Raw genomic sequence first — 24028 nt, forward strand, 5'->3', positions numbered from 1 at the left:
CACTCTTTTTTTGACACTAGCAACGGTTATCGAGTTTCAACGGGATGGGCATAGCGAAGGATTGCATCGCTGACTTTTTGTTTAGCGCCGGCTTCGTCATTTTCTACATCTAATGATTCCGCTAGTTTGAAAAACTCCACAAACTTAGGGGTACCTTCATCGGTATACCTCTTTACTTTCAGTTCCCCATGCTTTTCAAATAAAGCTTTCCATTGCGCCCTGACTAATTTCCAAAAAGGGCCAGTCCGCTGCCAATAATCCAATCCAGAATTGATATTGTAGTCAGCAATACTTTCATAGCGCGCCAGACCTAACTCTTTTGCAATGTATTTAGTTGCACTTGTCGGGTTATCGCTTTTGCCCAAAATAGCTTTATAGTTTTCCTCTTCGTGAAGCCAGCCATTGGGCAGAATAGAATGGGTGTTATTACCTATTAACACGTCATAGTCGTCACGAACAGAAGACTCTCTGCGGGGGAGGGGGCGGTGAGTTTGTGAACTTTCCCACGCGGATACCGTTGGCGTGTGTTGCCACTTACCGTAACCGCCGTATCGTGGAGAATCGTCAACTTGGTAGACCGTCTGTGACCATACGCCTTGGCGATGTTGCTCAGTTAATGGTTCAAGCGCCCAGATATCTTTACCTTTATAGACAAGTATACTGGCAGGTTCGTATTGCCAATCTTGTCGCCAGTGCTTCATCACCATGGGCTCGCTAAGTTCGCCATTCTCGTCTTCAAAAACCATCACCATAGTATGTTGCAAGCTTATAAAATCATCACTTTGTTCAACAACATGCACATATTCTGTGCCCCATGAACGATAGGGAATTGCAAGTTCAGCGTTCTCCACATACAAGGCTATTTCCATAAAATCGAATCCTACTCGATAGGTGCCAGTCATGGCCAATATGGCACTTATATCCTGTTGTTTGACCGAAGGGTATGACTGTTGAGTAGAACGAAAGCCCTCGTATGGCTGTGAGGCGAGCTGAACTGGCCCTCCCTTTGAAGTTCCGCCTCTAACTTTTGCATGGCAAGCAGTTTCAAACTGCCAACCAAAATAGCCGTCAGTAGGGGATTGACATGTTTCAGTTGGTTCGTGGGTAGAGGCGTTGACCGAAATCAGCGTTAAAAATGTCAATAAACTCGCTGCGGTTAATCTTCGCTTCATAATAATTCCTTGTGAGGCCTTAATAGAAAAAACGCAGGCATACGCCTGCGAAAGAGCTTTCTAAGAGAACACACATGCTTAGCATGTAGGCGAGACAATAACATAAATTTATTTAAATGAAAATAATTATCATTATTATTAAGAGATGTCCGTTGTTTTGTATATAAGTAAACTTGCGCAAAATATGATTAATTTAATTGATGAGAGTAATGAAAAAACTTGATTTATAAATGATAATGATTATTATTTGCTTTGAGCGGAGGGCGTGTCATTAGGAGAGAGTAATATGCGAGTACAACAACACAAAATTTACGCCCACGATGTGTTACATGTGACCAAAATTCCATCGCGATTGCTAGGCGATATATGCGTTAGATTGCTTATCAGCGGTCTATTAAGTGGTTTAGGTGCATTAGGAACGACAGCTGCGATATATGCTATCAGTACCTATAACGGTTCTTCTTCTATTTCAGATGCAATAATGGCTGGCCTCACTGTTTTTTCGCTGACCTTATGTTTGACCGTGTTTTCTGAAACTTGGACTAAGGCGGTTCAAAGTACTGCCCTCATTACTACTGCGGTATTACTTGTCAGTGGTACCTTATCATTCTTTATGTAGTATGGATGTTCCCATCTCCTCTACTGGTGGTTTTTAACTCCTGAGCCAGCGATTATTTTGAACAGTGTATTTTAAGCCCTAATAGGCTCTTGCGGAATGTTACCCATTTCTCAAAAAATAAGTTTACACGCTAGCGTGCCCACTGTGTGATACTGTTTGATATTAATACCAGTGTCAGGCGCTGCTTCGCATTTTTCATATGACGGATTTGTAGATAGCGTTTTACGTGTGGTTGTTTATAGGAAACGGATGATTGTTTGTTTCTTGTGCCATTTGCCCTCAAAGCCTTGTCCATTGCCTTTAATGCTTGTTGAATGGACATTAATTAGTTTGCCGTGTTCAACTAGAACCAGCGTGACTGTAGAGCTACTTACCAGGAATTGATCATGAATGAAGCCCCGACTATCGACATCTTTAAGCGCATTCTCGGGGAGCAAAATGTCGCTACAGAATATAATCAGACCAAGTTTTACCGCAAAGGTTGGCGTTCTGGAGAAGGGGATGCACTAGCAATATTGTTTCCGCAAACACTTATCCAATACTGGGAAGTGTTAAAAATATGCGTTGCAAAGCGCTATATCATTATTATGCAAGCGGCCAACACGGGGCTGACAGAAGGCTCTACACCAAGTGGTAACGATTACGATAGACCCGTAATAGTCATCAACACACTGGCGATGAATGATCTTATCCTCATTAATGAGGGCAAACAGGTAATTAGTTTTCCTGGCGCAACCATACACCAACTGGAACAGTTACTTAAGCCTCACAATCGGTCACCGCATTCTGTTATTGGCTCTTCTTGCTTGGGGGCCTCAATTGTGGGGGGCGTTGCTAATAACTCTGGTGGAGCATTGGTGAAACGGGGGCCTGCGTATACTGAGTTGTCAGTATTTGCCCAGGTTGATTCTTTGGGCAATCTTCATCTCGTCAATCACTTGGGAGTTTATCTGGGAGATTCGCCAGAGGAAATACTCGCTAATTTGTCGTCTGGCAATTTCCCTGACACCCTAGCTACTACGGACAAAAAAGCGTCAGCCACCGATTACGAAACCCTCTTGCGCGATATTCACGCAGATTCACCAAGCCGATACAACGCTGACCCTTCCCGCTTGTATGAAGCGAGTGGATGTGCAGGAAAAATAGCAGTATTCGCGGTGAGGCTCGATACCTTTAGTATTCCTGCGCAGGAACAAACCTACTATATCGGAACAAATGATCCCTCTGTATTGACGGATATCAGGCGACGAATTCTAACTGAATTTACTCATTTGCCTGAGGTAGGGGAATATCTTCATCGGGATGTATTCGACATTGCAGATAAGTATGGTAAAGACACAATATTGAGTATTCGTCATCTTGGTACAAAAGCGTTGCCGAAGCTTTTCGCCATGAAAAGTCGTATTGACGCAAGGCTAAAATCCATTCCTTTTATTCCACCATTTGTAAGCGACAAGCTGATGCAATGGGGAAGTGGGCTCTTTCCTGATCAAATCCCACCCCGTTTGCGACAATGTAGAGATAAATATGAACATCATTTAATTTTGAAAATGAGCGATGAGGGAATAATGGAGGCAAACACATTACTCTCTCAGTTGTTTGAAGCTGAAAAGAAAGCCGGTGAATTCATCACGTGTAACGCAGATGAAACCGAAAGAGCGTTTTTGTTGCGCTTCGCTGCGGCAGGTGCTGCTATGCGGTTTAAAACAATGCATGACAATAAGCTGGGTGATATTTTGGCACTGGATATCGCATTGAAGCGGAATGAGCAAAAATGGGTAGAGTCCTTGCCTGAATATATTTCAAAAGATATTGAGAAGTCCTTGTATTACGGTCATTTCTTCTGTCACGTGTTTCACCAAGATTATATTTTGAAAAAAGGCAGCAATGCGAAAAAGGTCAAACAAGCAATGCTGGCTTTGCTTGATGAGCGAGGAGCTAAGTATCCGGCCGAACACAATGTGGGGCACTTGTATGAAGCCGAAGACACGTTAGTTTCTTTTTATCACGAGCTCGATCCCACCAATACTTTCAATCCTGGCATCGGCGGGACATCTAAACACAGTCGAAATTGTGCATGTTGTTAGTCGCTACGCACGTTCAACGCGCGTAGCGACTCTTGGTTTAAAAAAGTATGAAGTCGTCTATCAGCTAAGCTATTTACAGGCTATTTAATAGCTGTTGAGCCTGAGGTCGCATAAAGAAAGGGCGCTCAGTGTTTACTGCAAAAGACAGTTCTTTTTTTGCTTCTTCAATGCGATTTAATTTGGCTAAGGTATACCCTAAATGATAGCGAATGTTCGGATCTTTGGCGTTGCGGGAAAAGGCCTCGCGGAGTAGTTTAAGACTTCCCTCGTAGTCACCTTGTTGCGCTTTTACCCAGCCAAAGGTATCAAGAATATCTGCATTGCTCGGGGACAAATCGTAGGCTTTTTCCACTAATCCTGCTGCTTGTTCAAGCGAGTTATCCATTTTCATTAAAGCGAGCCTGTTATATGCCTGTGCTGGATTTAATAGGTTCGGCTCTTCGATCAACTTAGTGTAGATAGGTATGGCTCGCGCATAATCTCGGATAAAAAAGAGATACTGGCCTAAGAGATTTCGAGCAAGTAAATTACTTGGGTAGCTATTAGCGATGTCTTCTGTTTGAGAAAGAAATATTTCTACAAAAGACTCGCGTAAAGCATAATTGTACAAAGCAATCAGCGGTTGTGAAAAGTTAGGATCAAGCGCTAGAGCCTGTTGAAATGCTTCAACAGCTTGTGCATCTTTTCCTGAAGCTGCTAGAAATTCACCATAAGAATGCCAATAATTGGCGTTTTTAGATTGAGTCTTGGCTAAGTCATTCAGTATAGCTTCTGCGCCAGTCAGTTGGTTTAACTGGATAAGTAGTCGAACTCGCGAAAGGGCAATAAATGTGCTATCAGGCGCAGCGTTTTGCGCTTCTACAAGTGCATTTAGTGCACCTTGAGGGTTTTCAAGTTGCATTTGTAGATTACTGAACTTCACTAATCTAGGCGCATCATTCCTGATAAAGTTTTCAACTATACCCAACGTTTTTTGCGCATCTTTTTGCTGACGCATAGTAAGTTGAAGTGACGCTTTATCAAGCAGGTAATCTGGGTTATCAAAATTGTCCTTCAATAATCTGTCAACATGGTATAGCGCAGTCTCAAAATCCCTTTCTGTCTGGTATATCTGAATAAGACGTTCTCTAGCAGGGATGTTTTCAGGGTTGAGGACAATTATTTCTAGGTAAATTTGCTTAGCTTGGTCGCGCATACCTGTTTTCGATAAATTAAACGCTTTAAGCAGAAGGGATTCAGTATGCTTGGGTGAAAGTGATAATAGTTCTTCGACCAGCTCGTTTGATTTTTCAACATTACCTAAACGACTTTCGGTCGCTGCTAGATTGAACTTGGCCGGGAACAGCGTGGGTTTTAACGCGAGTGCTTGTTCAATATTTTGTTTTGCTTCTTGAAGCTTGCCCTGGCGGATTAAAATTCCCGCTTTTAGATTAAATACTTCAGCTTCATCAGGCAGTAACTTTCCTAGTAGGTCGGCACCTTGCAGGGCTTTAGTATAATTTTGTGTCTGCAAGTGCATTAATGCATAGGTAAAAAGGTAAACTGAGCTTTGACTATTACTTTGGAAGTTCTGTTCCAAAATAGCCAGAGCCTCATCTTGCTTACCTCTCGCTGCCATCAGTTTAATTTCAAAAAGTTGAAGTTGGGGGTTGTTGGGGTAGCGATCGTTCAATGAACGCAACAAACGCTCTGCTTTGAACGCCTTGTTTTGTCGAATAAACAGGTCGCCTAACACCAATGCTGAGTCGATATTTTCTATTAGTGCCCGTTGATGCTTTTCTAACAAAATCAGTGCTTGTTTATATTGCTGTGTCGCAAGATAAACTTGAGACAACATCATAACGGCCTGAATATCTTCAGGTTCGCGCTGTAAATATGCAGTGAAATCCTTGGCCGCCTTTTCCATGTTATTGTTAAAAAAGTTAGTAAGCCCACTGATATAAAGTAACATGGGCTGCGAAGCGATTAACTCTGGCGATAATTGCGACATAAATTCGTTGAGTTGCTGCAATTTTTCGTTATCAATGATTTCTTTTTCGCCGCGACTTTCAAGCCAGCTATTTAACAGTATTGCCAGAGGATCATTGGGCGTATCTTGAATTATTTCTGCTACAAACAGGCGAGCACGGTCATAATCCTTAGCCTGAAGGTATAGATCGACTAAATTGCGAAGGGCGATGGGATCTTCTCGGTCAAAGGTTAGCGCACGTTGCAGATATTCAGTTGCAGTAGATGCATCGCCTTCAAGGTACGCTAATTGACCTTTGAGTCGCCATGTTATCGCGTTTTCTTTGTCGAGTTGTTCAGCCCGCTCAACATACGAGCGTGCTAACGGTGCGTTTTCCTGCTGAAGAGCAATGGCTGCTAGACCGTTAATGGCAGGAAGGTAATTGGGGTAGTTTTCGAGAATTTGATTGTACTCGTTCTTTGAACAGTCGAGATCCTCTAACCGTGTACAGGCTGTCGCCCTAGTTTGTTGCCAATTGCGTTTATTTTCGCCCGTTAATGTGGTGGTTTCTTGAAAGTTTATAATTTCTTTATACTTATTTAAAAACAGCCAAGTGTTTCCCAAGGGTTCAGCAAGCAAGTTAATGTCTGCGCCCATTTCAATGGCTTCTATAAACTCTTGTTCGGCAGCTACCAAGTACCCATTGATAAGTAAAATACGGCCCATCAAAATTTTTGCCGCAAGGTTTTGAGGATCTTTTTGTAAGCTATTTTTGAGGTGAATATAGGCTTCGTCAAACTCGTTTATGTTGTATGATTTGAGGGCTTTTTCATAGTCTTCTGATGTAGTAGCTCTTGCGTTGAACCCAACGGTAAAAAGTACTGCGCTTGAAAGTAATAGCGCAACATTTGAAAGTTTTCCAATTCCTAACATAAACACAACTGGCCTAATAAACGTCAATAAAAAAGGCGGCATTCGCCACCTTTATAAGATACGTGTTTTTACACGTTAAATAAAATTATTTGGTTTGCTTGTCACGACGCCATAGCAATAATGACACTAACACTAACGACCACATTGCTGATGAAGGTGCAGAAACTTGCGTTGGCGGCTGGACAATGTCGGGGCCTGACGAGGTCAAATTTAATGAAGCAAGTTTGAAACCTGAACCCTGGAAACTGGTTGTGCTGTCATCAAAATAAATATTATAGGCACCGACTAACCAGTACTTTGCTGCACTCAAGCCAGTAAAGTCACTACTGAAGTTCCCGTGAGCGCCACCATGCGAAATATTCGAAGAGATATTAAAATGCCCGTCGCTGATAACAGTACCAACGCCGGAGGCCACATCAGCCCACGTAAATCCATTCGACGCGTGATTCTGAAATAAAGAAATATCATTCAGACCCACTACCGTAACTTGTTTGCCAGTATCATAGCCTTGTAAGTAAGTATAGTTTGCGCCAGTCAGTGTTACCGCTTCGCTAAACGAAAATAGCACCATATCGAAATCGTCACCCCCTGTGAAATTATCTAGAGTGTGAGAGTCGTTGTGGTTATTGTTGACAAGACCGAAGCCGTCCCCGTAAGCGTTTAACTGCGAATATTTAACGACTTTATCATCATCGTAACTACTGCTTATATTGGCCGTATCCGACCATGCTGTGACACCGACTTTTATCTCTGTCCCATCGATTACTACAGATGACATGTTTGCATTCATCGTGTAGTCAATATGATCGTGACTGCCACCACCTACGTACAGATCATAAACGTGTTCATTTAACGACGTATCAGTGGGAACCGTCGTACCTGCAATTGCAAAGCTTGATGACGCAGCAAGCATAAAGGAAAGGCTTAGCACTACAAAAGAAAAGATTTTCATCAAAATACGCGCTCGTATCAAAGGAATTATAAAACTTATCCATTTGTTAAAGCAGTTTTCATGCCATTATTTTATTGTGATGATTTGGCACGGTTTTTTATTATTAATGATCCGCTTGGGTAAAAAAAGCTGACATCCTTGGAGGGATTTATTAGTCAAAAGACTAGAAGCGCGTGACGTTAAGAGCGACACGCGCAGATACTATCGAGCAGCTTTACGTCGTCTGGCATAAATTAAGCCGGCTGCTAAAAGTATTCCTATGTGTTGGGGTTCACCAACTTGAGTGGAAGGAGAAGGACCATCTTGTGGAGTAGGTTTGGAAAAGCCGATACTGGCCAATTTAAACGCATCGTCAAACATATTTGCATTTAACTGACCAAATACTGCGTTGTAAGCCCCTATCAACCAATACTTAGCTGATTCATTTTTATCAAATTGTGCTATATCAATACTATTGCAGTTTTTAATATCATAAGATCCTGCAGTTAATGCATTTTCAACAATATTTGACCACGTTTGTGTATTTGAAGTCAGCCCATTTATATCGTTGAGCCCCGCAATAGAAACCTGCGTGTTATTTGAATTGCCAACCCAGCTGAATGCAGCGCCAGATAAAGTCACTTCTTCTGAAAATGAGAGTAAGACAAAGTCAAAATCATGATCGACGTTGTAGTGTACCGTGTTGACACTATCAATGGCGTGGTCTGGCGAACTGCCCCTTGATTCGTCATCTCTGTTGTAAACGCCATAACCATAATTACCCAGGTCAGCGATATAGGCTGAGGTGACAATATCGTCATTGTATGTGCCTACTGTATCGGACCAGGCAGAAACAGAAATATTCACGCCATCTACCGAGACACTCGAATAATGAGCGTCAGTATTGATATAAACGCCTTCGTCGATTAAGTCGTATACTGATTCACCTAGTGAGCTATCACAGGACGTTTGATTAGCGTCACTATCATTACAACCACTATAGTTTTTATAACTCGTTCTATAACCCGCTAATGCGGTGCTGCACATACAGACTGTGGTAACAAAAAGAAAAGTTGTAACGAGCTTTCGTTTTACTGCCTTCATATGACTAAACCTCACAGAAAAATGTCTTAAGGTGTAGTTCATTAATAAATAGGTAATAACATCCTTTATTACTTACTTATATAAATCGAACTTCAACATGGAGACATAATGATATCGGACTTCGTAGATATGTAAGGTATGTAGGACTATACGCGGTTATTTTGTAACCATTCATACAAAGTAAGCTGCAGAGATTGTTATGTGAATGACTAACTGCGCAATTCGTACAAATTCTCGCACATTTACCAATACACTTTGCGCACGGTATTAACTATGAAATAATCGGGAAAGTTAATCGCTATCGAAGAGGACTTATGTCTGAGCAAAAAAGAAAGGGTATTTACTTGCTACCCAACTTATTAACTACCGCTGGATTGTTTTCAGGTTTTTTCGCGGTAGTTTCATCCATGAATGGTCGTTTTGAAGCTGCTGCGGTAGCAATATTTGTAGCGATGGTATTTGATGGGTTAGATGGCCGTGTGGCACGTATGACTAATACCCAAAGTGACTTTGGTGCCGAATATGACTCAATGGCCGACATGGTTTCTTTTGGAATGGCACCAGCATTGGTTGCTTATAACTGGGGATTAACCGAACTGGGTAAGTTAGGTTGGTTAGCCGCTTTTGTTTATGTTGCAGGCGCGGCACTTCGCTTAGCAAGGTTTAATACGCAAGTAGGTATTGCAGATAAACGTTTCTTCCAGGGTTTGGCGAGCCCCGCTGCGGCTGCCGTTGTTGCCGGACTGGTTTGGGTGGGTGTCGAATATGACGCAGTGGGTACCGATTACGGGTTGTTAGTTGCTGGGGTAACCGGACTTGCCGGACTCTTAATGGTGAGCAATTTTAAATACAACTCGTTCAAGGAAGTAAATTGGCACGGCAAAGTGCCTTTTGTTGCTTTATTGCTTGTTTTACTTATTTTTGTCGTCGTTGCTACCGAGCCTGCCTTAGTACTTTTTTTAGTATTTGCTTTATATGCCTTGGCGGGTCCAATCAACACGTTTCGCACAGTTGAAAAGGTGACCCTTGATGATGTAGTCGGTGATCACGAAGAAGATGCGGACTTTAGTGGCGACAAAATTAAAACGGGTAATGAGGATAGTGCTGAAGAAAAGACGCCTAAATCTTAATGACTATATGAGGCATTCGGCAAACACAAACATGAAAATTTAAACGGCAACGCTATTAAATGTAGCAAATCTGTTCAAATTAAATACAAGATGATTAAAAAGCGGCCTATCGGTCGCTTTTTTTATGATTTTTACTAGAGAGGTGTTGACGACTAAAACTAAATGCGTAGAATACGCGCCTCCTCAACAGGGAACTGCATTAAAGTTTGTCGGTTGAGGATTTTGTTAAACAACTGGTTTGAATAATAATTTAAACAAATTTGTTGACAAAAAAAAGATGCGCTGTAAGATACGCATCCGCTTCGAAAGAGGCGCTAGCAACGAGGTAAATAATCAAGTTGCGAAGCAAGGAAAATGAATCAACTGAGAGTAATGTTGTTCCTCCTTGCGCAGAAGTCACGATGAAAAGCAATCGCGATTCTGCACTATCGTTCTTTAACAATTTAGACAAGACAATCTGTGTGGGCACTCGTTAAGAGTGTCACAACGACGATTCATATTTCGATATATTTAATTGAAGAGTTTGATCATGGCTCAGATTGAACGCTGGCGGCAGGCCTAACACATGCAAGTCGAACGGTAACATTTCTAGCTTGCTAGAAGATGACGAGTGGCGGACGGGTGAGTAATGCTTGGGAACTTGCCTTTGCGAGGGGGATAACAGTTGGAAACGACTGCTAATACCGCATAATGTCTTCGGACCAAACGGGGCTTAGGCTCCGGCGCAAAGAGAGGCCCAAGTGAGATTAGCTAGTTGGTGAGGTAAAGGCTCACCAAGGCGACGATCTCTAGCTGTTCTGAGAGGAAGATCAGCCACACTGGGACTGAGACACGGCCCAGACTCCTACGGGAGGCAGCAGTGGGGAATATTGCACAATGGGGGAAACCCTGATGCAGCCATGCCGCGTGTGTGAAGAAGGCCTTCGGGTTGTAAAGCACTTTCAGTTGTGAGGAAAAGTTAGTAGTTAATACCTGCTAGCCGTGACGTTAACAACAGAAGAAGCACCGGCTAACTCCGTGCCAGCAGCCGCGGTAATACGGAGGGTGCGAGCGTTAATCGGAATTACTGGGCGTAAAGCGCACGTAGGCGGTTTGTTAAGCTAGATGTGAAAGCCCCGGGCTCAACCTGGGATGGTCATTTAGAACTGGCAGACTAGAGTCTTGGAGAGGGGAGTGGAATTCCAGGTGTAGCGGTGAAATGCGTAGATATCTGGAGGAACATCAGTGGCGAAGGCGACTCCCTGGCCAAAGACTGACGCTCATGTGCGAAAGTGTGGGTAGCGAACAGGATTAGATACCCTGGTAGTCCACACCGTAAACGCTGTCTACTAGCTGTGTGTGAATTTAATTCGTGCGTAGCGAAGCTAACGCGCTAAGTAGACCGCCTGGGGAGTACGGCCGCAAGGTTAAAACTCAAATGAATTGACGGGGGCCCGCACAAGCGGTGGAGCATGTGGTTTAATTCGATGCAACGCGAAGAACCTTACCTACACTTGACATGCAGAGAACTTTCTAGAGATAGATTGGTGCCTTCGGGAACTCTGACACAGGTGCTGCATGGCTGTCGTCAGCTCGTGTCGTGAGATGTTGGGTTAAGTCCCGCAACGAGCGCAACCCTTGTCCTTAGTTGCCAGCATTAGGTTGGGCACTCTAAGGAGACTGCCGGTGACAAACCGGAGGAAGGTGGGGACGACGTCAAGTCATCATGGCCCTTACGTGTAGGGCTACACACGTGCTACAATGGCATTTACAGAGGGAAGCGAGACAGTGATGTGGAGCGGACCCCTTAAAGAATGTCGTAGTCCGGATTGGAGTCTGCAACTCGACTCCATGAAGTCGGAATCGCTAGTAATCGCAGGTCAGAATACTGCGGTGAATACGTTCCCGGGCCTTGTACACACCGCCCGTCACACCATGGGAGTGGGATGCAAAAGAAGTAGTTAGTCTAACCTTCGGGAGGACGATTACCACTTTGTGTTTCATGACTGGGGTGAAGTCGTAACAAGGTAACCCTAGGGGAACCTGGGGTTGGATCACCTCCTTACCATTACGTCGAAAGACGCCTTGATGCAGTGCCTACACAGATAGTCTTGTTTAAAAATGAAGAACGACACAAGTTTATGGGGCTATAGCTCAGCTGGGAGAGCGCCTGATTTGCATTCAGGAGGTCAGCAGTTCGATCCTGCTTAGCTCCACCATTCTTTACCACAAGCACTTGCTTCGTAAGTGGTCGTGATAAATAACTTATCGTCGATGTAAAATCGACTTGTTATTTATCTACTCGCTAAAGTTGTGAAGAGTTTAGCCACTGAGGCTAATAAACAGTTATTACGTAAAAATAACGGCAGGTTGCAAGCATAAAGCTTGTAATTGAATACGACTTGAGGAGTGCGGAAGGCGCATACACCTGTATGTAACTGACAAACGACGAAATCAAGTGTTCAAATACGAGGTTTAGGCGCAGTAAACTGAAGGCTTGTAGCTCAGCTGGTTAGAGCGCACCCCTGATAAGGGTGAGGTCGGCAGTTCAAGTCTGCCCAAGCCTACCATTCACCTGCACTTGCGAAGCAAGTGGTCGTGAAAAAGCCGCTTAATCGGAAGGGAGCCTTCCTGACGGTTTTTCTACTCGCTAAAGTTGGCGGTAGTCAAAGGCTAAGGTGGAAACTGATTTTTGTGTCACGTTGGACCCGAAATCCTAATGAATATTTACTGTTTTAGTAAAGATTGATTAGGGTTTTTTACTCTAAAGTGAAATGATTCGTCATTTTGCGAATGTTCTTTAACAATTTGGAAAGCTGATATTAATAGTAATCAATCAAAATTGAGTAACTGAGAAATCGAAAGATGACTTTTTACTCTACTTGACTGAATTGCTTGTTATCAATCGATGATTTGATAGCAAGGCAATTCTTCCGATTAGCTTGTCATGCATACAACAATACTCAATCCCGGATTCAAAAGGCGGGAAAGCAATCATCTATTAGGTTGAAAAACGTAATAGGCGATGGTTTGGGGTTTAGGCAAGCGGGTAGACGAGTGAGCGAAGGCGCATACATAAACGTATGTAACTGAGTGAACGAGGAAAAGCCGCGAAGCATAAAGTCCAAAACAGAAGGCTATTTGGGGTTGTATGGTTAAGTGACGAAGCGTATACGGTGGATGCCTTGGCAGTTAGAGGCGATGAAGGACGTGTAAGTCTGCGAAAAGCTGTGGTGAGCCGACAAAATGCATTTGAACCACAGATGTCCGAATGGGGAAACCCACCTGTTTACAGGTATCGTTACATGAATACATAGTGTAACGAGGCGAACGAGGGGAACTGAAACATCTAAGTACCCTTAGGAAAAGAAATCAACCGAGATTCCCCTAGTAGCGGCGAGCGAACGGGGAGCAGCCCTTAAGCTGTTTAGAGTGTAGTGGAATCCTTTGGGAAGAGGAGCGATACAAGGTGATAGCCCTGTACACGAAGCGTTCTTTACAGTGAAATCGAGTAGGTCGGGACACGTGTTATCTTGACTGAATATGGGGGGACCATCCTCCAAGGCTAAATACTCCTAACTGACCGATAGTGAACCAGTACCGTGAGGGAAAGGCGAAAAGAACCCCTGTGAGGGGAGTGAAATAGAACCTGAAACCGTATACGTACAAGCAGTGGGAGCCCCATCACTAAGTGCCTCGGCGCTCAGTGAGAAGCTCACCTGATGTAGCGCAGCGCTTGCTAAGCAGGTTGTGCGTTTTTTACGAACCGTCTCGCAGCGTACATAAAAGTACGTGAGAAACGGAAGCGTCAAAAACGATACAAGATGCAACGCAAGGGCAAGCGGGACATTTAGTGATGGGGTGACTGCGTACCTTTTGTATAATGGGTCAGCGACTTATATTTAGTAGCAAGGTTAAGTGAATAACGGAGCCGTAGCGAAAGCGAGTGTTAACTGCGCGTTTAGTTGCTAGGTATAGACCCGAAACCCGGTGATCTAGCCATGGGCAGGTTGAAGGTTGAGTAACATCAACTGGAGGACCGAACCGACTAACGTTGAAAAGTTAGCGGATGACTTGTGGCTGGGGGTGAAAGGCCAATCAAACCGGGAGATAGCTGGTTCTCCCCGAAATCTATTTAGGTAGAGCCTCGGACGAATTCCATTGGGGGTAGAGCACTGTTAAGGCTAGGGGGTCATCCCGACTTACCAACCCTTTGCAAACTCCGAATACCAATGAGAACTATCCGGGAGACACACGGCGGGTGCTAACGTCCGTCGTGGAGAGGGAAACAACCCAGACCGCCAGCTAAGGTCCCAAAATATTGCTAAGTGGGAAACGATGTGGGAAGGCACAGACAGCTAGGAGGTTGGCTTAGAAGCAGCCACCCTTTAAAGAAAGCGTAATAGCTCACTAGTCGAGTCGGCCTGCGCGGAAGATGTAACGGGGCTAAGCAATATACCGAAGCTGCGGCAGCATGTTTACATGCTGGGTAGGGGAGCGTTGTGTAAGTGGATGAAGGTGAGTTGTAAAGCTTGCTGGACATATCACAAGTGCGAATGCTGACATGAGTAACGATAATGGGAGTGAAAAACTCCCACGCCGGAAGACCAAGGTTTCCTGTCCCATGCTAATCAGGGCAGGGTAAGTCGGCCCCTAAGGCGAGGCAGAAATGCGTAGTCGATGGGAAACGGGTTAATATTCCCGTACTTATATAATCAGTGATGGAGGGACGGAGAAGGCTAGGCAAGCTTGGCGTTGGTTGTCCAAGTGAAAGTGTGTAGGCTGAAAACTTAGGTAAATCCGGGTTTTTTTCAAAGTCGAGACACGAGACGAGCCACTACGGTGGTGAAGTTGTTGATGCCCTGCTTCCAGGAAAAGCTTCTAAACTTATGATTATATGAACCGTACCCCAAACCGACACAGGTGGTCAGGTAGAGAATACTAAGGCGCTTGAGAGAACTCGGGTGAAGGAACTCGGCAAAATTGTACCGTAACTTCGGGAGAAGGTACGCCTCTGTTTGTGAACACTTCGCGTGGTAAGCAAATGGAGGCCGCAGTGACCAGGTGGCTGGGACTGTTTATTAAAAACACAGCACTCTGCAAACTCGTAAGAGGACGTATAGGGTGTGACACCTGCCCGGTGCCGGAAGGTTAATTGATGGGGTTAGCGTAAGCGAAGCTCTTGATCGAAGCCCCGGTAAACGGCGGCCGTAACTATAACGGTCCTAAGGTAGCGAAATTCCTTGTCGGGTAAGTTCCGACCTGCACGAATGGTGTAACCATGGCCACGCTGTCTCCACCCGAGACTCAGTGAAATTGAAATCGCAGTGAAGATGCTGTGTACCCGCACCTAGACGGAAAGACCCCGTGAACCTTTACTACAGCTTGGCACTGAACATTGAACCTACATGTGTAGGATAGGTGGGAGGCTTTGAAGCATGGTCGCTAGATTATGTGGAGCCGTCCTTGAAATACCACCCTTGTATGTTTGATGTTCTAACATAGGTCCCTTATCGGGATTGTGGACAGTGTCTGGTGGGTAGTTTGACTGGGGCGGTCTCCTCCCAAATAGTAACGGAGGAGCACGAAGGTTAGCTAATCACGGTCGGACATCGTGAGGTTAGTGCAATGGCATAAGCTAGCTTAACTGCGAGACAGACACGTCGAGCAGGTACGAAAGTAGGTCATAGTGATCCGGTGGTTCTGTATGGAAGGGCCATCGCTCAACGGATAAAAGGTACTCCGGGGATAACAGGCTGATACCGCCCAAGAGTTCATATCGACGGCGGTGTTTGGCACCTCGATGTCGGCTCATCACATCCTGGGGCTGAAGTCGGTCCCAAGGGTATGGCTGTTCGCCATTTAAAGTGGTACGCGAGCTGGGTTTAGAACGTCGTGAGACAGTTCGGTCCCTATCTGGTGTGGGCGTTGGATGATTGATGGGAGCTGCTCCTAGTACGAGAGGACCGGAGTGGACGAACCGCTGGTGTTCGGGTTGTCATGCCAATGGCATTGCCCGGTAGCTACGTTCGGAACGGATAACCGCTGAAAGCATCTAAGCGGGAAGCCGGCCCAAAGATGAGTCATCCCTGACCTTTAAGGTCTGGAAGGGTTGTTATAGACGATGACGTTGATAGGCAGGGTGTGGAAGCGTTGTAAGGCGTTAAGCTAACCTGTACTAATTGCCCGAGAGGCTTAACCATACAACGCCCAAAAAGCTTTAGGCTTTTGAGTGTTGTAGACAAGCTAAAGTAAGCAAGTAAGAGTAAAAAGTAGTTACTCACTGATTGAATTGATATCCAGTTTTCTAGATTGTTACCAGTTTTTCCTGGCAGCCATAGCGATACGGTACCACCTGACTCCATTCCGAACTCAGAAGTGAAACGTATTAGCGCCGATGGTAGTGTGGGGTTTCCCCATGTGAGAGTAGGACACTGCCAGGTCCCAATTCTAAAACAAAGAACCCAGCGAAAGCTGGGTTTTTTGTTTTAAGGAGTGGCACTTACGTGCTACTCCCGCGGTCAACCTTCCCGAAGGGGATTCCCATGGTCTCGCAGAGCTCGACCGTTCGTCACTTGCCGAATGCCAATGGGCATTCGTCATACACCTTCGGTGCAGCGTTCCTCACCCCCATGTGAGAGTAGGTCGGGCTGGCCCTCCAGACTGCCAGGTCCTAATAAAAGAAAAAGCCCTTGTCTGATGACAAGGGCTTTTTTTGCGTTGTAAACGCACGTTATCGTTGTCGCTAACCACTACGCCTAGTGTGCGTCCTTTTGGCGCGCTTATGTAAGAATATCCACAATGAAACAGCCCGTTGGTATTTAACACTACCATTAATAAATTCCAAACCCATTCGTCTTAGTTGCAATGCTACTATATTTTCTAATATGGTAGAAAAGTCAGGAAGGTCAATTGTCTACATCATGTTTTTAGTACGAAGCATCATTATATGTCTGTTATTCACATTAGAAGCGCATGGACAGCATTCCACTCCAACAAAAGTAAACACCGTCAATAAAACTAAAAGTATTGTTTTAGGTGTCATTGAATTTCCCCCGTTAGTTATCAAAGATAAAGACGCAAACCGTTGTTATGGTGATGGCGTTGAATCAGCTTCTCGGCTTTTGGCGCACATGGGGTATAGGGTTTTGGTTGAATGCTTGCCGCCAGCAAGGCTTTTTCAGTTGGTAGGAAGTGGAGAAGTAGACGCCACTATTAATGTGCGTGGCACTTCATCGCTGGATAATAAAGTTCATTTTGTTGATATTCCTTTCGACTTTTTGTCGCTGGTTATGATTACTAACAAAGAAAAGGCAAATGAGAAATCGGTTGCAGCAATAAGAGGGTATGATTACTTGGGGTTAAGACATGCCTTGTTAGAAGACGGCTATACCTTTTTTGATATGGCGACAAGTAGTGAGGCCATTCATTTATTCGAGATAGGTAGGACTTCAGCACTAGTAACGTATGAAGGGCCTTATAATTATTATATCCAGCAATTCGGAGCAACTGTACCGCAGACAGTAGTAACAAGGCGTCGTGATATACCTACTTTTTTAGCTATTTCAAATCACAGTAAGTATCACCAACAGTTAGTTACTGATTTGAAGGTATTAACAAAGACAATTCATGAAAAAACACTCAAAGAGCATGTGAAATATAGCCAAAAAACGCTGAATTAAACCTTCCTTGTTAAATAAAGTTTAATAAATACAAAGGGATATATTGGAAGGTAACCAGAAGGTATAAATCTATTTTCTAATTTAATCTTGTATGCATCTTAAAGCCATACGGCGGTGAAACGGAATGTATACTTCAATGCAAAATAGAAAAAACGCCACTAGCAACCCTACTCAGCTGTTTAACTTTTATAAAGATAGTTCGCTTGCCAGGATGATAAATTTCATCAACGAAGCCGTGGTAGTGCTCGACGCGAATGGCTCGATAGAAATGCTGAATACCAATGCCGCAAACCTGTTAGGGAACCAAAGAGATGCACTATTGGGGGAGAATCTACTCGAATTGGCGGTAGATGAAACTGGCCACGTGCAAAGTCAAATGATGCGCTGCCTGACGAATGCATCGTCAAATATCATAGACTCGCCCCCTTTTGAAGTGAGGCTTGCGACCACGGAATTTAAAAAGAGTGGCTTGTCGGTAGAACTATCCATTTCTTCGTTACCTGAGGAATTGTCATCTTCAAATACGTTGTTTCTGTGTATCTTACGCGATTTAACCCTTCATAAAGCTGAATATGTCTCGCTAAAGCGCAAAGCCGAAACTGATTATTTAACCGGGCTTGCAAATCGGCACCGCTTTGCAGACTATTTATCAGAGCAGTGGGAGCGGTGTGACGAAGATAACTTGCCGCTTAGTATAATCTTTATCGACATAGACCATTTCAAAGTCTTCAACGATGAATATGGGCATATAGCAGGTGATCGCTGTCTAAAACGTATTGGCGAAACCTTAAGTTTAAGTTTACCCAATCGCGATACATTGGCTGCGCGCTATGGGGGTGAAGAGTTTGCATTGATTCTACCCAATTGTTCCGCGCAAACTGCTCAGCTACTTGCTATTAGAATAAAGCGTCACTTAAATCAGTTGAGTGCCAGACACTTTACTATGCTTTCAAATTCGAAACTGACAGTCAGTATGGGAGTAGCCACTCATGATCAAAATCGTTACGAGAGCAAAGACGCTTTATTGAAAGCAGCAGATACATTGCTTTATCAGGCAAAATCACAAGGCCGGGATCAAATTTGTTATTTGTAAATAATGAATAATATTAGGCCCCTAAAAACAACTCTAGGGGCTATAATACTAATTATTGAGCATCTGGTGGTCTGTTATGATACTGAGGGTCAGCCATAAACCGTTCACCCGTAAGCGTGGCGTATACCCATACTTCAATGTATATTGAATCAGATACATCGTCACCATCATCAACCGCAATTTTTATTAGAGAGTCAGACTTAGTTAGTAAAGTAACATCACTTGGGCTAGTCGCGGTTACCCAGCGGAATTGATAGCGGCTTTCAAAACTTTCGTGAAATTCGATGTTGAGTTTACGGTTTTGATTTGATTCAAATAGTATTTCCTCTGGGGTATATCGATAATAATAGCTATTGCCTATCTCGACATGTTTTGCGTTGTGAGGGGGAACCTCATCAGGCGCCCAGATTGCTAAAGTAAATGTAGCGGTGTTTTCGTCTGTTGCAAAGGCGCTAATGGAAAAGCATATCAGCAAAAAAACAGGGGCTTAGTAAAAATTTTTGAATTAAACATTCTACGTCCTTTTTCGTAATGGAATCGCGCTAGGTTCTACGCGCACTTTGATAGTAATGGATATTTTTCTTATGGTCTATACTTGGCTTGGGGGGGGTAAGTTACAGCTAAGCACCTGAATGTAATACCTAAACTGCGAACAGATATTTCACTAAATACGTTGCTCAAATTTTTTGTCTAGTCTTCAAATCTCAGGAGCTTTAGCGATTATTAAAAGGTGATTGGTATAAAAATTGGCAGATAAAATATGACTTACACTTTTGATGTGCAGAGGCGAGCGGTTAGCGCACTCTACTTTATCTTGTTAGTTAAAAATACGCTGAGCTGAATTGCTCAGCGTATTTTGTTGTATTTAGAATAAGCTCATGTGACGTATATGAAATAGTATATTTCTTTAGACAGGCTTGTTCTGTATTTGTGGGTCGGGGCTTATTAGTTTTAAAACTAGTTTTACACAAATACTATCTTCGGCACTCAAGTCGTTATCGGTAATGACTATACTCCTTCCACTATTTGTTATTTGCCAAGCTAGGTTGTCATTGGGGTCGTTGCTAATTAGTGGAGCTTCAAACGCTACGTTGCTACCGGTGTCGTCAGATAGCGTATACGTAATGGTTGTATTTGGCACAGTTACGCTTATTGGCGATTCGGGGGCGTCGCCTAAAGGTGTTATAGTAAATGAGCCGTCTGCATTGACGGAGACATTGTAATTAAATTTGGGGGGTGTAGTTGCTGTCATTTATCAATTCCTTATTGATGATGGTAAAGTAATGAGGCAGTTGGACTTTCATTAAACTAAGCTGCCTACGTTGTTCGGCGACTTCACTTTGTTTATTTGCGCAGTATCCTGCAAATACATGGGCTTGTAGAAACAAAGGGTGCTGACTTTGGTGGATAACCTTATTTGTAACCTTCAGTAAAGATTCACATTGGTAACGTATTGTAGTTACATCATTATTGTTTTCGTGAAGTATTTGACGAATAGTGGCCAATAAGTATTGTGTGTAATTTAAAATAATGACGGGATTAACAGTTTGAGCTTGAACATCATCTTGTATTTTATCAGTAAGTTTATGAATTCTGTTCAATGCATTTAGTAAAGAACCGCTACTTTGCCAATTCTCTCGATTTTGAAAATAATGAGCCGCATTAACTTTAGTGGTGAGTGGCACATTCTCACTCAAAAGGTCATCGAGTGTGGTATTAGAGCTCAATCTACTTAGTGTTGATTTCGGAGTAACCTGTGACCGGTAATAGTCTAGTAATGTAATAACATTTAAATAGTTGAATTTCCAAGCGCTATTCTGTGCATCCTGCGCGAGAATTCTTTCGAGTAGATTCTTTGCCTCTTCTAATTTTTCAATCGATGGGCGAAGCTCCCTGGTAAACCTTCCGCTTTCAGCAATATTTACTTTTACGAAGCTTAGTGCTTCTATTGTAGCTGCATTTCCCGGATTAGAGGATAGCTGTTTTGTTAATACCTCTTCAGCGTTTTCTAACACATCAAGAGCACTTTCTATATTGCCTCTATTTATAAGGGTAGACGCAATCCATGAATAAGTATCTGCAACTGCCGTGATAGAAGAGGTTGAATTTGGGGAGTTTTTTAATATCTGTTGCTTGTAAACTAATGACGACTCAAAATAAGAAAGCGCTTTATCAAAATCTAATTGACGGAATGCTATACTACCAATGGAATTAGTCGCATAGCTGACCTCCATTAAAGCGACATCACTTTCTGGCTCTAAGTGCAGCATTTGTTCACTAAAATCTAAGTAACGCTTTAGGTGATTCTCAGCAAGGTCCAAATCGTTAGCTTCAAATGCAATATTCCCCAACCAAAAGGCATTCGCCCCCGCGGCTTTTAGTAGTTCAAAGTTACTTGGTTGCTCATTTAATAATGCACCTAAACGCTTGTCCGCTTCTTCATAAAGCTGTTTGGCGGTGTCGGCATCATCGCGGAAGTACCTAACCTCAGCAACAGCTTGTAATGAAAGCGCGTGTTGAAAACGCAGTTCGAAGCTGGGGTCGGGTGGGGTATGTGTAAACCAGCCGGAATCGCTTTCTTGCTGCGCAGTTTCAACATAGGCTAGCGCCTGCTCGCTAATGCCTTCTAACAAGTCCATGCGTTTCACACTTCTGAGCTTGTCAGCAAAATCGCCAATCATAAACCCCATCAGGTTCTCCGCTTCTATGCGCTTTCGCTCTGCCAGTTGTTGTGACTGTTGACTGTTTAGCATAGCAGCGAAAGACACTACGGTTAGACACGCCAGTAAAGCAACTGTCACGCCTTTAAATAGACGTTTGGTTCGTTGCTTGCTTTGCGATGCACGAATAAGTGCCTGCTCGTTAGGGCTTAGCCTCACACTGTTGTCGTGTAAGAGTGTTAAGGCGTCAGTAAGGGGTTTTCCATCGGCTAACAAAAAACTCGGGCTTTTGTTGTCTTGTAGCCATAAGGCGGTTTGTTCTGCTACCCGTTTTTGCGTCACCAGCGCGCTTTGGTGTTGCTGCATCCATTTTTGTACACGGGGCCAGCGTCTTAAAACAGCTTCATGGGCAACCTTAAAGCACGGGGTATTCTGATATAAATGCGACACGAACAAGCGACTTTCCACCATTTGTTGAACAAAAGCGGTTTCGTGTTCGTCACTCAGGGCGCTCCACGGTGCTGTCTTACTGGTTAAGTTCGTGCCATCGTCGGTAATGGTGACAATAAGGGGTAATATTTTTTCCAGTTTACTTTGTACTTTGCTGGGCAGTTGTAAATAGAGCTGCTCAGCTTTATGCCCAATGGCGCCATCGATCCCACCTAACTTTTGATAGGTGTGAATTTGCAGTAGGTCGTTATTGCGCTGTAAATAAAGCTCTTGCAGGGTATATTGCAGTAAGGGTAAGCAGTTTGGTTCTTTGGCTGCGTCGGCTAAAATTATGTCGTCCAGTGCGTTACTGGTTTGCTCGTCAATTTCCCAGTTTAATCCTGCGGCGATAGCGGGCAGACGTATCATTTGGCTAAGTTCAGCCACTGTGGGGGGCGCTATATCAAAGTGCGTACCTTTTTCTTTGCCCTGCATTAACACGGGGTAATTGGCTACTAAGGGGTAAAAGTCGTTTCGGGTAACCAATACCACTAAAAAGATATTACTTTGAGCCAGTTGTTCCAATAACGCAAACAACGCGCTTTTTTGTTCATCACTGACATCGGTTGAGGACAAATACACTTCAAGCCGGTCAATGACGACAGGAAAGCAGGGGTAAACCGTATTGTTGAGGGTGTCATTGTTAGCAAGTTTTTGCTTTGCAGCTTCAATGACTGAATGTGGGTCATTGAGTAAGCTGGTGAGTAACGAGTCAATACTTTGCCCGTCAAACAAAGGCGCACCGTCAATTTCTATATCGAGCAAATGGGCAGCTAGTTCTTCTGTGAGTTTGTTCGGCGATATGTCAGACATATCCACACTCAAGTAATCAATGGCGCGAATGCCGCTACCGCTCTTACTATCAAGGAGTTTGGGTAGCAAGCCGGCATGAACCAGCGAGCTTTTACCTGAGCCACTTGGACCAATCACTAGTGTGAGTGGCCGTTTTCGTACAAATTGGTCGGTAATGCGATTGAGAAGTTGGCGTACAATAGCTGTTCTACCAAAAAACACTGCACTTTGTTCAGAGGTGAATGCTTTTAAACCGGGAAAGGGGGAATCACCTTGCCATTGTATTTGCGTAGCCCGTGTCTGTTCATCAGTCATGAACTCCACATGAGCAATAACGCGATAACCCCGTTTTCGGATAGTTTCAATATACACTGGCGCATTGGCTTTGTCGCCAAGAGCACGTCGCAGGTGAGTGATACTTTTGTGAACGGGGTTATCACCAACCGGGGTGTTGGGCCAACATTGCGCGACAATATCGTCAGCAGATACAACTTCACCGTGTTGTTGGCACAGGAGTAACAAAACGTCCATGGCTTTGGGTTCAATGGTACGCTTGGTTTTCCCTAAAATTAGCGTGTTACTGCTGGCGTCTACTTGCCATTCACCCAAATAAAATTGATGCTTCACTGCTATTTCCTGATTTTCAGTACTTTTCTATACTTTTAACAGTTACCGTACTTTACTTTTGATGCGTTAATTACAGAATTGACGCTAAGTAAGTATTTTGTACCATTTTTACTTCGTTAATATCAATGTTATAGGATATGAAGTGAAAAAAATTTCAATAAGGTGAAATTTCATTTTATTTGACAAGGTCTTTTAAAATACACGTGCTTGCTGTGCGTAAAACCAGGCAAAATTTATTGAGGGTAGATCAATGAAACAAATTAAAAAATCATCAGTTGCTACAGCACTAGGTGCAGTGGTCTTTGGGTCGTTAGCGTCGTCTGTAGCAGTAGCCGATACAAACCCATTTGGTATGCAGTCATTAGAGTCTGGCTACAGCCAATTCGCCGCCGAAGGTAAATGTGGCGGCGACATGAAAGCGAAAGAAGGCAAATGTGGCGAAGGCAAATGCGGCGGTGATAAAGCAGCCAAAGAAGGCAAGTGCGGCGAAGGCAAATGCGGCGGCGACATGAAAGCTAAAGAAGGCAAGTGCGGCGAAGGTAAATGTGGCGGCGACATGAAAGCTAAAGAAGGCAAGTGCGGTGAAGGCAAATGTGGCGGCGACATGAAAGCTAAAGAAGGTAAGTGCGGCGAAGGCAAATGTGGCGGCGACATGAAAGCTAAAGAAGGCAAGTGCGGCGAAGGTAAATGTGGCGGCGACATGAAAGCTAAAGAAGGCAAGTGCGGTAGTGATAAAAAAGCCAAAGAAGGCAAATGTGGTAGCATGTAACAATAGGATGGCC

The 24028-nt window shown here is 43.8% G+C and carries 13 protein-coding genes, 2 tRNA genes and 3 rRNA genes; 11 read left to right on the forward strand and 7 right to left on the reverse strand.

Going from position 1 to position 24028, the window contains the following annotated elements:
- Positions 1-26: 26 nt before the first annotated feature.
- The gene (locus ACMCM8_RS04850) at positions 27-1172 is read right to left on the reverse strand and encodes a DUF6607 family protein (RefSeq protein WP_412726014.1); all 1146 of its coding nucleotides are present in this window, start codon (positions 1170-1172) and stop codon (positions 27-29) included.
- 286 nt (positions 1173-1458) lie between these two features.
- On the opposite strand from ACMCM8_RS04850, the gene ACMCM8_RS04855 reads away from it, so the two are divergent.
- Together ACMCM8_RS04855 and dld are read left to right on the forward strand one after the other, a co-directional pair.
- Positions 1459-1791 carry a hypothetical protein gene (locus tag ACMCM8_RS04855; protein ID WP_412726016.1) on the forward strand — a complete coding sequence of 111 codons (333 nt, stop codon included), beginning with the start codon at positions 1459-1461 and terminating at the stop codon, positions 1789-1791.
- A gap of 386 nt (positions 1792-2177) precedes the next feature.
- Positions 2178-3878, forward strand: a complete 1701-nt coding sequence (gene dld / locus ACMCM8_RS04860; protein WP_412726018.1) for a D-lactate dehydrogenase — start codon at positions 2178-2180, stop codon at positions 3876-3878.
- Between the two features lie 73 nt (positions 3879-3951).
- On the opposite strand, the gene prsT is transcribed toward dld, so the two are convergent.
- From prsT to xdp1 (ACMCM8_RS04875), 3 genes are all read right to left on the reverse strand, one after another.
- Complete coding sequence (prsT, locus tag ACMCM8_RS04865; protein ID WP_412726020.1) at positions 3952-6759, reverse strand: XrtA/PEP-CTERM system TPR-repeat protein PrsT; 2808 nt, start codon at positions 6757-6759, stop codon at positions 3952-3954.
- A gap of 85 nt (positions 6760-6844) precedes the next feature.
- The gene (xdp1, locus tag ACMCM8_RS04870) at positions 6845-7711 is read right to left on the reverse strand and encodes an exosortase-dependent surface protein XDP1 (RefSeq protein WP_412726022.1); all 867 of its coding nucleotides are present in this window, start codon (positions 7709-7711) and stop codon (positions 6845-6847) included.
- A gap of 201 nt (positions 7712-7912) precedes the next feature.
- Positions 7913-8794, reverse strand: a complete 882-nt coding sequence (gene xdp1, locus ACMCM8_RS04875; protein ID WP_412726024.1) for an exosortase-dependent surface protein XDP1 — start codon at positions 8792-8794, stop codon at positions 7913-7915.
- A gap of 314 nt (positions 8795-9108) precedes the next feature.
- Between xdp1 (ACMCM8_RS04875) and pssA the strand changes: the two genes are divergently transcribed.
- The 8 genes from pssA (at position 9109) to ACMCM8_RS04915 (ending at position 18678) form a co-directional block, all read left to right on the forward strand.
- The gene (pssA, locus tag ACMCM8_RS04880; protein WP_412726026.1) at positions 9109-9924 is read left to right on the forward strand and encodes a CDP-diacylglycerol--serine O-phosphatidyltransferase; all 816 of its coding nucleotides are present in this window, start codon (positions 9109-9111) and stop codon (positions 9922-9924) included.
- 511 nt (positions 9925-10435) lie between these two features.
- Positions 10436-11968, forward strand: a 16S ribosomal RNA gene (locus tag ACMCM8_RS04885).
- 78 nt (positions 11969-12046) lie between these two features.
- Positions 12047-12122 (forward strand) — tRNA-Ala (locus tag ACMCM8_RS04890).
- A gap of 274 nt (positions 12123-12396) precedes the next feature.
- Positions 12397-12473 (forward strand) — tRNA-Ile (locus ACMCM8_RS04895).
- 583 nt (positions 12474-13056) lie between these two features.
- Positions 13057-16106: ribosomal RNA gene (locus ACMCM8_RS04900) — 23S ribosomal RNA — on the forward strand.
- Positions 16107-16230: 124 nt separating this feature from the next.
- Positions 16231-16346 (forward strand): 5S ribosomal RNA (rrf, locus tag ACMCM8_RS04905).
- Together the 16S, 23S and 5S rRNA genes with 2 tRNA genes alongside form the textbook arrangement of a ribosomal RNA operon.
- A gap of 480 nt (positions 16347-16826) precedes the next feature.
- On the forward strand, positions 16827-17585 hold the full coding sequence (locus tag ACMCM8_RS04910) for a hypothetical protein (protein ID WP_412726028.1): 759 nt from the start codon (positions 16827-16829) through the stop codon (positions 17583-17585).
- Positions 17586-17721: 136 nt separating this feature from the next.
- The gene (locus tag ACMCM8_RS04915; RefSeq protein ID WP_412726030.1) at positions 17722-18678 is read left to right on the forward strand and encodes a sensor domain-containing diguanylate cyclase; all 957 of its coding nucleotides are present in this window, start codon (positions 17722-17724) and stop codon (positions 18676-18678) included.
- Between the two features lie 52 nt (positions 18679-18730).
- Here ACMCM8_RS04915 and ACMCM8_RS04920 read toward each other — a convergent pair whose 3' ends face one another.
- The 3 genes from ACMCM8_RS04920 to ACMCM8_RS04930 all read right to left on the reverse strand — a co-directional run bounded on the left by ACMCM8_RS04920 (position 18731) and on the right by ACMCM8_RS04930 (position 23246).
- Positions 18731-19153: a hypothetical protein gene (locus ACMCM8_RS04920; RefSeq protein WP_412726032.1), complete on the reverse strand. Its 423-nt coding sequence runs from the start codon at positions 19151-19153 to the stop codon at positions 18731-18733.
- Between the two features lie 432 nt (positions 19154-19585).
- Positions 19586-19930, reverse strand: a complete 345-nt coding sequence (locus tag ACMCM8_RS04925) for a DP-EP family protein (RefSeq protein ID WP_412726034.1) — start codon at positions 19928-19930, stop codon at positions 19586-19588.
- Entirely contained in the window at positions 19902-23246 is a 3345-nt protein-coding gene (locus ACMCM8_RS04930; protein ID WP_412726036.1) for a winged helix-turn-helix domain-containing protein, read from the reverse strand. The genes ACMCM8_RS04925 and ACMCM8_RS04930 overlap by 29 nt, the downstream gene beginning before the upstream one ends.
- A 250-nt stretch (positions 23247-23496) precedes the next feature.
- On the opposite strand from ACMCM8_RS04930, the gene ACMCM8_RS04935 reads away from it, so the two are divergent.
- A complete protein-coding gene (locus tag ACMCM8_RS04935; RefSeq protein ID WP_412726038.1) occupies positions 23497-24015 on the forward strand; it encodes an HvfA family oxazolone/thioamide-modified RiPP metallophore in 519 nt (172 codons plus the stop codon).
- Positions 24016-24028 lie beyond the last annotated feature (13 nt).

The sequence above is a fragment of the Alteromonas sp. D210916BOD_24 genome (assembly GCF_047159385.1).
GTDB lineage: Bacteria > Pseudomonadota > Gammaproteobacteria > Enterobacterales > Alteromonadaceae > Alteromonas.

Excerpts from the sequence above, each read along its gene's own strand:
- ACMCM8_RS04850 (WP_412726014.1), bottom strand. The coding sequence starts at position 1,172 with ATGAAGCGAAGATTAACCGCAGCGAGTTTATTGACATTTTTAACGCTG.
- ACMCM8_RS04855 (WP_412726016.1), top strand. The coding sequence starts at position 1,459 with ATGCGAGTACAACAACACAAAATTTACGCCCACGATGTGTTACATGTG.
- dld (WP_412726018.1), top strand. The coding sequence starts at position 2,178 with ATGAATGAAGCCCCGACTATCGACATCTTTAAGCGCATTCTCGGGGAG.
- prsT (WP_412726020.1), bottom strand. The coding sequence starts at position 6,759 with ATGTTAGGAATTGGAAAACTTTCAAATGTTGCGCTATTACTTTCAAGC.
- xdp1 (WP_412726022.1), bottom strand. The coding sequence starts at position 7,711 with ATGAAAATCTTTTCTTTTGTAGTGCTAAGCCTTTCCTTTATGCTTGCT.
- xdp1 (WP_412726024.1), bottom strand. The coding sequence starts at position 8,794 with ATGAAGGCAGTAAAACGAAAGCTCGTTACAACTTTTCTTTTTGTTACC.
- pssA (WP_412726026.1), top strand. The coding sequence starts at position 9,109 with ATGTCTGAGCAAAAAAGAAAGGGTATTTACTTGCTACCCAACTTATTA.
- ACMCM8_RS04910 (WP_412726028.1), top strand. The coding sequence starts at position 16,827 with ATGTTTTTAGTACGAAGCATCATTATATGTCTGTTATTCACATTAGAA.
- ACMCM8_RS04915 (WP_412726030.1), top strand. The coding sequence starts at position 17,722 with ATGCAAAATAGAAAAAACGCCACTAGCAACCCTACTCAGCTGTTTAAC.
- ACMCM8_RS04925 (WP_412726034.1), bottom strand. The coding sequence starts at position 19,930 with ATGACAGCAACTACACCCCCCAAATTTAATTACAATGTCTCCGTCAAT.
- ACMCM8_RS04935 (WP_412726038.1), top strand. The coding sequence starts at position 23,497 with ATGAAACAAATTAAAAAATCATCAGTTGCTACAGCACTAGGTGCAGTG.